Here is a 13,140-nt window from a genome sequence, read left to right on the forward strand (position 1 = left end):
ACTCGACAAACATTATTATGCTTAAGAAATTTATAGAAAGGCCCGTACTTGCCACCGTAATTTCCATATTACTGGTCATACTGGGAATTATCGGTATACTCAAACTGCCTTTACAGCAGTTTCCCGACATTGCTCCCCCAGCGGTACAGGTAACGGCACTATATCCGGGTGCCAATGCCGAGACTGTACTCCGCGCTGTGGCCCCTTCATTGGAAGAATCGATCAATGGAGTGGAAAACATGAGCTACATGAGCTCAACGGCAAGTAACGACGGCTCACTGATGATTACCGTTTATTTCAAGCTGGGCACCGATCCTGATCAGGCAGCTGTCAACGTACAAAACCGTGTTGCTCAAGCCACCAGCCAGCTTCCCGCTGAAGTGGTTCAGGCCGGCATAACAACGGCTAAACAGCAGAACAGCCTAATCATGGTATTGGATCTCTATACCGAAGATGAGAGTAAATATGATCAAACTTTTATTACCAACTATGCGCAGATCAACATTATTCCCGAACTGAAACGTATCCCTGGCGTTGGGCAAGCACTGGCGTTTGGAGGTAGCAAAGACTATTCGATGCGTGTATGGCTAAATCCGAATCAGATGGCAACCTACAAGCTGACGCCCGAAGAAGTAATGGCTGCCATTCAGGACAAAAACGTGGAAGCTGCACCGGGAAAATTCGGTGAAAGCAGCCGCGAAGCCTTTGAATTTGTAATTAAATATAAAGGTAAACTCAATCAGCCCAGCGACTATGAAAATATCATTATCCGCTCAAATACAGATGGATCTGTATTGAGACTTAAAGATGTTGCCCGAGTGGAACTTGGATCTTATACCTATGCCAGCCATACCCGCATCAATGGGAAGGCTGGACTCAATATCGGTGTGATGCAGCTCGCAGGCTCCAACGCCAACGAAATTCAGATCGCCATTCAGGAGTTTATGGAGAAAGCGTCCCTAAGCTTTCCTAAGGGAGTGAAATACCTCGTATTATACAATACCAAGGATGCACTTGACCAGTCTATCGATCAGGTTAAACATACATTGGTCGAAGCTTTTATCTTGGTCTTCTTAGTGGTATTCTTGTTCCTGCAGGATTTTAGATCAACCTTGATCCCAGCTATTGCTGTACCTGTTGCGATCGTGGGTACGTTCTTCTTCATGCAGCTATTCGGTTTCTCTATCAATCTCCTGACTTTGTTTGCGCTGGTGCTGGCGATCGGTATCGTCGTCGACGATGCCATTGTTGTAGTCGAGGCCGTGCACGCCAAGATGGAACATAATCACCTGCCGCCAAAGCTAGCGACAACATCCGCCATGAGCGAAATCACTGGAGCGATTATCTCCATTACCTTAGTGATGTCTGCTGTCTTTCTGCCCATCGGTTTTATGGAGGGCTCGACAGGGGTATTCTATAGGCAATTTGCTTTTACCCTGGCCATCGCTATTGTTATTTCTGCAATCAATGCACTGACCCTGAGTCCAGCACTCTGTGCATTGTTTTTAAAACCAGTACATCATACAAACGGTGAAGCGAAGCAACTCAACTTTAAAGATCGCTTCTTCGCGGGTTTCAATGTTGGGTTCGAACGAATCACCAAAAACTATCTGGGAAGCTTACGCTTTTTGATCCGTTACAAATGGGTCGCATTTGCTGGCCTGGGCATCACCTTGCTGTTGACGGTTTTCATGATCCGTCGTACGCCTACAGGTTTTATTCCCTCAGAAGATCAAGGGTTTATCGCCGTGTCGCTTTCCATGCCTGCCGGAGCATCGCTGGACCGTACATCGGGAGCATTAGCCGAAGCAGAAAAACAGCTTCAACATGCTGACTTCACCAAAACACTCAACGTACTTGCCGGTTTCAACATTTTGACACAGTCCACCAGCCCTTCTGCAGGTGTTGCCTTCATCTTGCTTAAACCGCACGAAGAACGGGGCCAGATCAAAGATATCAATGCCATTATGGCCGATGTCAACCAACGCCTTGCAAATATTAAAGGGGCCAACTTCTTTGTATTCACCTTCCCTACTGTTCCCGGATTTAGTAACGTGGACGGACTGGATATGGTACTTCAGGACCGCACGGGAGGGCAGCTCGGCAAGTTTAGCTCGGTCGGACAGAATTTCATTGGCGAGCTCATGAAACGGCCTGAAATCCTGATGGCTTTTACCACTTTCAAGGCGGATTACCCACAATATGAGCTGCAAGTGGACGACATCAAGGCCGAACAGCTCGGCGTGAGCACCAAGAGCATTCTGCAGACCATGCAGGCTTATTTTGGCAGTGCGCAGGCTTCAGACTTCAACCGGTTTGGCAAATATTATCGGGTGATGGTCCAGGCAGATGCCAAAGACCGTAGTGAACCTACAGCTATGGACGGTATTTTTGTAAAAAACAGGCTTGGAGACATGGTGCCCATCAATACCCTAGTAAAATTGGAACGTGTTTACGGTCCAGAGACCGCTTCTCGATACAACTTATTTAATTCGATTGGTATCAACGCCATCCCTAAACCCGGATACAGCTCGGGAGATGCAATCCGCGCGGTGGAAGAAGTTGCCAAACAACAGTTACCCACGGGCTTCACCTATGAATTTTCGGGCATGACCAAAGAGGAAATCGTTTCTGGCGGACAGTCTACGCTCATTTTCATCCTCTGTCTGATCTTCGTTTACTTCCTGCTTGCGGCACAGTACGAAAGCTATATCATTCCGTTGGCCGTCATACTGTCTATCCCAACAGGTATATTCGGGGTGTTCGCGGCAATCAGTCTTACTGATATTGCGAATAACATCTACGTTCAGGTGGCCTTGGTGATGCTTATCGGGTTACTGGCTAAAAACGCGATCCTGATCGTCGAATTTGCAATTCAGGGCCGCAAACAGGGCATGTCCATACCCAGTGCTGCCCTTAATGCTGCAAAGCTGCGTCTAAGACCGATTATCATGACCTCCCTAGCTTTCATCGTTGGTATGATCCCGATGATGTTCGCTATAGGGCCTTCAGCTCAGGGTAACCACTCTATCAGTATTGCCGCAGCAGGGGGCATGCTTTCAGGAGTTATTTTAGGGCTTTTTATCATTCCGATCCTCTTTATTTTCTTCCAATTTATCCAGGAAAAATTGAGCAGCACAGCGACACAGGAACACCAGGCAAAAGAACCGGCTGCTCTGGAAATTCCGGTACATACAAATAATTAGCATATCATGACAACAACGAAATATATGAATAGACAAGCTAAACTTCTGGCGGTTTCGATCTTATCTTTTGTCGCATGGTCCTGCAGCACGGAAAAGCTGGTGAGCAACAAACAACATGCTCCCAGCCTCCCCGAGCAGTATCGTGATCAGGGCGCAGTACCGCAAGCAGGCAACATCGGCTCTATTCCATGGCGGGAATTCTTTAAAGATCCTACCTTACAAAGCTTAATAGATAGCGCCATTCAGCATAACCTTGATATGCAGCTGGCCCTAAAAAATATCGAAGCCGCGCAACTGAGTTTAAAACAAGCAAAAGCCAGTTACCTTCCGGCAGCACAGTTGCAGATCAGGGCAAATAGTACCAACCCGTCCAATAACAGCATGAACGGATTGAGTCTCGGCCAGTTCTTAGGTCAGCACCATGTCGAAGATTATACCGCCTCAGTAGGACTCTCCTGGGAAGCCGACTTGTGGGGTAAAATCAAGAGCCAGAACGCCGTCGCCCTGGCATCCTATCTGCAGACAGAAGAGGCCCGAAAACTTATTCAGACTCAGGTGGTCGCCCAGGTGGCACACGGCTACTATCAGCTTTTGATGCTCTATACGCTTCGCGATATCGCAAATCAGAATCTGCAGCTCAGTGATACGACCTTGCGGATTGTCAAACAGCAATATGAAGTAGGCGATATTTCTTTACTTGCCTTAGAGCAGGTAGCGGCACAACGCTTATCGGCAGCAGCCCTGATTCCTGATTTCGAACAGCAGATCCGTATCCAGGAGAATGCCATCCAGATTCTCAGTGGCAAACTTCCAGCGCAAATCAACATAGTGAAGCAGCTGACTGATGTACGCTTTCCCGAAAATCTGGCGACCGGCGTCCCAGCGGACTTATTAAGCTACCGACCGGATGTCAAACAGGCTGAACTTGCAGTTACCGGATCACAGGCTTATCAGCAGTACAGCAAAGCAAAGATGTATCCCTCGCTCATCATCAGCGCCGAAGCAGGTGTAAATGCGTTCAAAGCGAGCAATTGGTTCAATATTCCCGCCTCCCTGTTTGGTGCCATTACGGGAAGCATCACCCAGCCTATTTTTCAACGTAAGGAATTGAAAACGCAGTACGAGCTCGCGCGGGTGGAACAGGAGAAAAACGTAATGATCTTTAAACAAAAAGTCATTGCCGCGGCAGGAGAAGTCTCCGATGCACTGATCTCCATACAAAAACTAAAAGAAAAACAACAAATCGCCTTGGACAGGACCAACCGGCTAAAAGAGGCGACCAAACACGCCAACCTCCTTTTCGAGACCGGCATGGCCACTTACCTGGAGGTTATTACCGCACAGAGCAACATCCTGCAGAGTGAACTTGAGCTCGCTCAGGTCAGCAAAGCGGAGCTTTCGGCCGTGGTAGACCTTTACCGTTCCTTGGGCGGTGGATGGAGCAACAATTAACGTGCAATTTTTCTAATTTTATATCACATATCTGGACGACAGGGGACCACCTAATGGGTCTCCTGTTTTTTGTTTATAAATCTTTCAAACGATGGAATAAAAAAGAACAAATGCCCCTCAGATTTGCAAGTCGGCCTTTCATTTCCGGCATAAAAAGATATTTTTCTGCCAGGTATACAAATTCAAAAAAAATCGCTATCTTATAGGGAAAACCAGTCACTCTTAAGCAGTGGGCCACATACGATTGGGTAATAATAAAATGATATTTCGGAATGCTGTTTGTACGCTTCGGCACAAAATTGTCATTCAATCCTTAGATGAATTGCGAAATTTGCGTAGATTTCAAAAGGTAAATATTAAGTAAAACGAATGCAGGATAAAGTCAACTATAAAAATGATGAAAATTTAATCAGTAAAAACAAGAAAAGGCTATTATTCACCATCCTGTCTTTTCTTCTCATCTATCTTATCGCTTATATTATTGACCCTTTTGCCAGTTGCTGGAACGGCTACTTTCAGCGAAATATCTTTGAAATACTGGGAGAATGGACATTTACCATCATTTATAGTTTCGCGATTTCCGAATTCAGCATTTTTATGCACGGCAGGCTGGACCGTGTCATTACCTGGAAAGACAGCCCCATGGAAAGACTGATCATAGAGACCGTCATCAATCTTTTCGTCGTGCTGATGATCAACCTCCTCTTGGTTTATATCATATCCCGCTATTATTATGAACTGCAGAATATCACCGTGGCGGGATCATTGGAAGAAAAAAGAGGCGTCATACAAAATATCTCAATCAGCGTGATGGTGGCACTCCTGATTATGGGAATTAACATCGGGATTCATCTGATCAACAACTGGAAAAACGAATCCATACGTGCTGCAAAACTCGGACAGGTTATCTTGGAGACCGAACTGCAATCGCTAAAACTGCAGATTGACCCCCACTTCGTTTTCAACAACCTCAGTGTACTCTCCGAAATCATTCTGGAAAATCAGCAGCTGGGTTATGAATATGCCGAAAATTTTTCCAAGATATATCGCTATCTGTTGGTCAACTCCAAAAAGGATGTCATCTCACTGGAAGAAGAACTTAATTTTCTCGATTCCTATATTTTTTTGATAAAAAATAGATTCGGCGACGGTGTTCATTTTGAGATCAACGTGGATCCGGCCAAATACAGCTACCAGCTCCCTCCTCTCACCCTACAGCTGCTCGTCGAGAATGCGCTCAAGCACAATCAGACAAACAAAAAACGGCCGTTAAGAATTAAAGTATATACCAACTCACAAAACCAGCTCGTCGTCGAAAACACCCTGTTACCTATTGAACAGGTATCGGAATCATCTGGGCTCGGCATCTCCAATATCATCAAAAGGTACGATTTACTGTCCCACCTGCAACCTCAGATTTTGAACACCGGGAGAACATTTAAAGTTAATTTACCACTAATTGAACAAGCGTCATGAGTATCACCAATATATTGATTATTGAAGACGAGAAACTGAACGCCGATCGCTTAAAACGTCTTTTGCGCGAGATCAAACCCACCGTCCAGATTCTGGATGTGCTTGATAATATTGCAGACAGCATAAGCTGGTTTAGCGACAATGAAACACCGGATCTTGTGATGATGGATATCCGCCTCTCCGACGGCCTGAGTTTTGAAATCCTGGAAAATGCCAAAATCGATTGTCCCATTATCTTTACAACCGCATTTGACGAGTATGCCGTACGCGCTTTTAAATTCAATAGCATAGACTATCTTCTTAAACCGGTAGAGAAGAAAGAACTCGCAGATGCGTTGGAGAAACTGGAAAATCTGCTGCTTCAGCAGCTAAATCACGTACCCTTACAGGGTTTGCTCGATTTTATCGCGCCTAAGGATTTTAGGGCACGTTTTTTACTTCCGTATAAAGACGGCTATAAAACCGTGGTCGTAGAGGACATTCTGTATTTCTATTCTGAATTTAAAATGACTCACGCCCGTCTAAAATCCGGACAGGTCGAAATCGTCCCCCAGACCATGGAAGAATTGGAACAGCAACTGGATCCCAAGGTCTTCTTTCGCGCCAATAGACAGTTTATCATACATATAGACGCAATTAAGAGATTGCACAATCACTTTAATGGCAAACTGAAAATAGAAATCAGGCAAAGCGAAGATGTCGAAATTCTCGTCAGCAGGGAAAAGGCGCAACTGCTCAAAAATTGGCTGGACTACTAACCTTCCCTCCGCTCTTAACAACGCTTCAAACGCATTTAGCGCTGACGTGGTCCAGCTTTCTGATACCTCGTTGCCGGATCCATATTTTTGGCTGTTAAATGATAAATTCAGGTCAGAACATCTACGGTTCAGCGGCCAATTGTAACGTCTCGGTAGATTTTTCCTCCCTGAGCGTCAAAACAATTCTTTCTTTTGCTTTACAAAAAATGATGATATGGCACAAAGAACGATGACTCTAAAACCTTTTCTTACTTTAATTACAGCAGCTACCTTATTATCGTCCTGTGGTGGCAACCAGGAGCAACCACAGGAGCAGGCCATTACTGTTGATTTTATCGAATTGTCTCCTACCGAAGCGGAGACTGAAAAAAAATATCCGGGCGCCCTGGAAGGTACCGTCAATGTTGATGTCAAAGCGCAGGTAACAGGCTACCTGGATCAGATTTATGTAAAAGAGGGTGACTATGTCACTGCTGGTCAAGCGCTTTTTAAAATAAAACCCGATGTATACAATGAGCAGGTAAACAATAGCAAGGCGGCTTACCAGGCGGCTTTGTCCGCCGAACAGAACGCAAAGCTGGAGATTGAAAAAATACAACCATTGGTCGAGGGCAAAGTTTATACTGAACTTCAGCTCAGAACGGCTGAAGCAAACTATGCGGCCGCTAAGGCACAAGTAGCACAGGCACGCGCCGCTTTGGGATCATCGGAGATCAATGCACGTTTCACTCAGATCAACGCCCCTGTGAGCGGCTACATCGGACGTATACCGAACCGCATCGGCAACCTGATTACGCCCAATGATGCTATACCGTTGACCACCCTGTCGGAAATCAATACTGTGAATGTTTACTTCGCTTTAAGTGAAGCGGATTTCATCGCATTCGTACGGGATCAACATGGCAAAACAGGCAAGCAGAAAGCCAGCCTGATCCTTGCTGACGGAACGGTATACGAACACAGCGGTCAGGTGGAAGTCGCTAGTGGAAACATTGATAAAAACACCGGCAGTATAACCCTGAAAGCAAGCTTCCCGAATCCGAATAAGGTATTGCGTTCGGGCGGTTCGGCCAAGGTGGTATTGACAAAGAAACATGAGGATGTGCTGCTGGTTCCGATGGCAGCGGTTAAAGATATTCAAGACCGGTACTTTGTTTATGTCATTGGAGAAAAAAACAAAGTGGCCATGAAACAGATCGAAATCGCCGGCAATACGGCCAACGAATACCTGCTTAAATCTGGACTAACGGCAGGAGAAAAAATCGTAATGAACAGAATTGATGTACTCAATGATGGAATGCAGGTGCAGCCAAGCAAAGTACATATAAAACCGTAACCCGGTTTGGATTTTATCTGTAGTAAGCATAAGCGGCTAAACAAGATCCATTCTGTATTTGAGATCCTATAAAATTTAAAATAAAATGCTGAAAAAATTTATTGACAGGCCAGTGCTGGCGACTGTTATATCGATCATATTTGTTATACTCGGGATAATCGGGCTTTTGCGGTTACCTCAAACAAGGTTTCCCGACATTGCCCCGCCCACAGTGCAGGTGACCGGCAGTTACCCCGGCGGTAACAGTGAGACCGTATTACGCTCGGTCGTCACACCACTCGAAGAACAAATCAATGGCGTGGAGGATATGGAGTATATCACATCTACGGCAAGCAATGATGGTACCTTCTCAGTCCGCATTGTATTTAAAGCAGGAGTGAATCCGGATCAGGCGGCAGTGAACGTCCAGAACCGTGTACAACAGGCCACGCCCATTTTACCACAGGAAGTGGTACGCATGGGACTTACAACCTCCAAGCAGCAGAACAGCATGATCATGATCTTTAATATCTATACGGTCGATAATAAGAAATATGATGAACTGTTTTTGCAAAACTATGTTAACATCAACTTGATTCCGCAGATCAAAAGGGTACCGGGTGTAGGCCAGGCAATGGTCTTCGGTTCCAAGGATTATTCCATGCGGGTATGGTTGAATCCGCAAAAAATGGCGAACTACAGTCTTGTACCTCAGGAAGTGATCGCTGCCATATCAAAGCAGAGCCTCGAATCTGCGCCCGGCAAACTGGGTGAGGAATCCGATGCACCCCTTGAATATGTAATTCGATATAAAGGAAAAAAGAATCTGCCAGAACAGTACGAAAATATCATCGTTAAAAATGATGATGTTCAGATCGTCAGGCTCAAAGACGTCGCCCGAATAGAATTTGGTTCGATAAGTTATAGCGGTAATTCGCAAAACAACGGTTTGAATACTGTAACGATCGGTATCTTCCAGACATCGGGTTCCAATGCCAACGAAATCGAAATCGGAATTGACAGACAGATTGAAATCGCGGCTCGTTCTTTCCCGCCCGGAATCAAAATTTTTAAGCTGGTCAGTACCAAAGAGCGTCTGGATGAAAGTACTGCTCAGGTCCGCTCGACGTTGATCGAAGCCTTTGTCCTGGTCTTTTTGGTGGTATTCCTGTTTTTACAGGACTTGCGGTCTACGATCATTCCTGCCATAGCAGTACCAGTCGCTATTGTGGGTACCTTTTTCTTCCTGCTGGCCTTTGGTTTTACGATCAATATTTTAACTCTTTTTGCATTGGTATTGGCTATCGGTATCGTCGTCGATGACGCGATCGTCGTTGTCGAAGCCGTTCATGGCAAGATGGAGACCTCTAGTATGACGGGCAACCAGGCGACACACAGCGCCATGAGTGAAATCACGGGAGCTGTTATTTCCATCACCTTGGTTATGTGCGCCGTGTTCATTCCGATTGGTTTCATGACCGGTTCATCCGGAATGTTTTACAAGCAATTTGCCTATACCTTGGTGATTGCAATCGTCATTTCGGCCATAAACGCGCTGACGCTGACACCCGCATTATGTGCTTTACTGCTCAAAAATACGCATGCCGAAAATCACGGAGAACAATCACGGAAGTCCGGATTCTCGCAACGGTTTTTCACAGCATTCAATGCCGGATTTGAAAATATGACCAACCGGTATGTGGGTTCGCTAAAATTCCTTGTGAAGAAAAAATGGATTGCAGCCCTTCTGATTATTGCTACCATTGGGATTGCAGGATATCTGATGACGAGCACATCCAAAAGCTTCGTGCCGATGGAAGATGACAACTTCGTTGTTTATAGCTTAGAAATGCCTCCGGGAACAGGCTTGGACCGGACAACGAAAGCAGTCGAAAAAATAGAGAAGCTCCTGGCTGGCATCCCCTCTATTGAAAGCCATACGAGCATCACTGGATTCAATATGATTGGTAACAACTCCAGTGCCGCCTATGCGACAGGATTCATCCGCCTGAAGGATAAAAAGAAACGTGGCGACATGCATGATATCGACCAGATTCACCAGCTGATTTCACAGAAGCTGGCCACAGTCAAGGAAGGTACAGCAATGGCTTTCCGTTCTCCCCCAGTGGATGGTTACGGTATGATGAACGGTGCCGAACTTGTGCTGCAGGACCGTGCGGGAAAATCACCGGTGGAACTGAAGGCCATGTCCGACTCGGTGATCGCAAAGATCATGCAGCAGCCCGGTGTACAGTTTGCCTACACGATGTTTAGAGCTGATTATCCGCAAATGGAACTGGAAGTGGACGAAGACAAAGCTGCGCAATTGGGCGTTGATGTCAGTGAGATGCTGTCCTCAGTACAGACCTACTTTGCCGGGGACCAATCTCTCAATTTCAACCGCTTTGGTAAGTTCTATCGCATTGCTGTAAAAGCGGACGGAATTTATCGGACAGACAAAGAAGCGTTCAACGAGATTTTTGTCAAAAACAACCGCGGAGAAATGCTACCCGTAAATACGCTGGTCACACTACGCAAAGTTTATGGACCGGAGTCTGTAACGCGGTATAACTTGTATAATTCACTGACCATTAATGTGGTCAGTAATCCCGGTATCAGTAATGGGGCCATCATGGAAACCTTGGAAAAAAATGTGCTAAACAAATTACCGGGCGACTACAGCTACGAGTGGACTGGATTGAGTCTGGAAGAGAAATCGTCAGGCAATCAGACTATGCTCATTTTGACGCTGAGTCTGTTGTTTGTCTACTTTCTACTATCCGCGCAATACGAAAGTTATCTGCTGCCGTTGGCGGTACTGCTATCGATTCCGACTGGAATAATCGGTTCATTCCTGGGCACACGCGCCATTGGGCTCGATAACAATATCTATGTCCAAGTTGGATTGATCATGTTGATCGGTCTTCTGGCTAAAAACGCGATCCTGATCGTCGAGTTTGCCCTGCAGCGCAGGCGCGCAGGGTCATCGCTTATTGATTCGGCTCTGGAAGGTGCACGCGCGCGACTCCGCCCGATTTTGATGACCTCCCTGGCCTTTATCGCAGGCATGGTGCCGCTGATGTTTGCCACCGGTGGTACAGCTACTGGTAACCACTCCATCAGTACCGGAGCGGCAATGGGCATGCTAAGCGGAGTCGTCCTTGGGGTTATCATTATCCCCATATTGTATTTAGTATTTCAATATTTACAAGAAAAAGTCTCGCGCAAAAAAAACGCAGACCACACACATGAGTAAAATGAAAAGATTTCATCCTTATATTATTATAGCAAGTACCACCATCCTGCTGGCGTCCTGCAGTCTGGGCAAAAAATATGCACGTCAGGAGCTCGAATTGCCCAGTGAATTTCGAAAAAACGAGGTACTCCTAACGGCTGATACATTGGCCCTATCGTGGCACTCGTTTGTGAAAGATCCAGATCTAACCGCCCTTATCGAGAGAGCGCTGCTCAAAAACGCTGATGTCAGTGTGGCGCTGCTTAACATGAAGCAGCTGGAGCTCGCCTACAAGCAATCAAAAAAAGGACTGCTGCCCACGCTTGACTTTAATTTGGGAGCCAACAGGACGTGGTTATCGACCAATTCACTAAATGGTTCCTTAAGTGACCAGTTTATCGGAACTTCTTACATGGACGATTACAGCGCTACACTCAGACTGTCATGGGAAGCGGACATCTGGGGTAAGGCCAGCATGCAGAAAGAGGAAGCCCTGGCAAATTTCTTTGGCCAGAAAGAAAACTTTTCTGCACTGAAGACCCGCATTATTGTCCAGGTCATACAATCCTACTACAATTTGATTGCACTGGACGAACAGCTAAAAATCGCTCAGAAAAATGTGCAGCTCAGCGATAGTACCCTAAGCATGATCCGGCTGCAGTACAATTCAGCACTTGTCAGTTCCCTGGCGGTGGAGCAGGCCGAAGCCCAGAAGAAAACGGCTGAATTACTAATTCCTCTGGCAGCACAGAATATTGCCATGGAGGAAAATGCCTTGAGCATATTATGCGGCGATTTTCCGGACAAGATCCAGCGATCAGCAGTCCTCGATGCGGCAGTTATCCACCAGACCTTTGCAGCAGGGGTACCAGCAGAGCTACTTAGCCGTCGCCCCGATGTGAAAGCCGCCGAATACGCAGTAGCGGCAGCAAACAGCAGAATAGGTCTGGCAAAAGCAGCAATGTATCCCTCAATCAGTCTGACACCGTCGATAGGTACCAACTCATTTCAATTCAAAAGCTGGTTTGATCTCCCCGGCTCTATCGTAAAGACCCTGGCCGGAAATATCACACAGCCTATCTTTCAGAAAGGCGCTTTGAAAACCAACTACGATGTTTCAGTCATAGAGCGGGATAAGTTGGCCACTCAGTTTAAGCAGACTGTCCTGCTCGCCGTGTCTGAAGTGTCGGATGCGCTGGCTAAAATAAAGCATACCGAAGAGCGGTTGCAGCTTCTTGAAGCAAAGTCTTCATCGTTGGCGAAGGCAACAGCGGATGCCGGTCTGCTTTACAAAAATGGAATGGCAAACTATCTGGAAGTCATCACAGCGCAAAATAATGCGCTACAGAATGACCTCGAACATATAACGGTGAAACGGGATAAAATCAATGCCCTGACTGAGCTATATCGTGCATTGGGGGGCGGCAACGATAGCGAATAACCTGTTCAGGTTTATATCCTATGGCGATTTGGCGGAAAGGGGACATCTTAATAGGTTGTCCCTTTTTTTCTGTCGTTCCTACTTCACGTCCGCCATCAGCCGTTGACACTCCCCTCATACCGCTGTCAGATTGCACTTTCAAAGCAATTTACTTGCACAATACACCGCGTTTTGTTATATTCGTGTAAGTATCGAATGTCATGAATAGAACAAGTTGTCTTCCTCCACCAAGAGCGTAATATCTACAGGTACGAATG

The 13,140-nt window shown here is 46.2% G+C and carries 7 protein-coding genes; all 7 read left to right on the forward strand.

All coding sequences use genetic code 11. The features are described 5' to 3' along the window. Positions 1–17: 17 nt before the first annotated feature. Positions 18–3,206 carry an efflux RND transporter permease subunit gene (locus tag FGL37_RS23510; RefSeq protein ID WP_028068383.1) on the forward strand — a complete coding sequence of 1,063 codons (3,189 nt, stop codon included), beginning with the start codon at positions 18–20 and terminating at the stop codon, positions 3,204–3,206. Between the two features lie 6 nt (positions 3,207–3,212). Next, positions 3,213–4,658, forward strand: coding sequence for an efflux transporter outer membrane subunit (locus FGL37_RS23515; protein ID WP_232048764.1), 1,446 nt, complete (start codon positions 3,213–3,215; stop codon positions 4,656–4,658). A gap of 369 nt (positions 4,659–5,027) precedes the next feature. Further along, entirely contained in the window at positions 5,028–6,134 is a 1,107-nt protein-coding gene (locus FGL37_RS23520) for a sensor histidine kinase (RefSeq protein WP_028068386.1), read from the forward strand. Continuing rightward, positions 6,131–6,892, forward strand: coding sequence for a LytR/AlgR family response regulator transcription factor (locus FGL37_RS23525; RefSeq protein ID WP_028068387.1), 762 nt, complete (start codon positions 6,131–6,133; stop codon positions 6,890–6,892). Before FGL37_RS23520 ends, FGL37_RS23525 begins: the two co-directional genes overlap by 4 nt. A 214-nt stretch (positions 6,893–7,106) precedes the next feature. Next, positions 7,107–8,228, forward strand: coding sequence for an efflux RND transporter periplasmic adaptor subunit (locus FGL37_RS23530; RefSeq protein ID WP_051606454.1), 1,122 nt, complete (start codon positions 7,107–7,109; stop codon positions 8,226–8,228). A gap of 85 nt (positions 8,229–8,313) precedes the next feature. Next, positions 8,314–11,463 (forward strand): efflux RND transporter permease subunit, encoded by a 3,150-nt coding sequence (locus tag FGL37_RS23535; RefSeq protein WP_028068389.1) that lies wholly within the window; start codon positions 8,314–8,316, stop codon positions 11,461–11,463. After that, positions 11,456–12,883: an efflux transporter outer membrane subunit gene (locus tag FGL37_RS23540; RefSeq protein ID WP_232048765.1), complete on the forward strand. Its 1,428-nt coding sequence runs from the start codon at positions 11,456–11,458 to the stop codon at positions 12,881–12,883. The genes FGL37_RS23535 and FGL37_RS23540 overlap by 8 nt, the downstream gene beginning before the upstream one ends. The last annotated feature ends 257 nt before the right edge of the window (positions 12,884–13,140 follow it).

The organism is Sphingobacterium thalpophilum (assembly GCF_901482695.1).
Lineage (GTDB): Bacteria > Bacteroidota > Bacteroidia > Sphingobacteriales > Sphingobacteriaceae > Sphingobacterium > Sphingobacterium thalpophilum.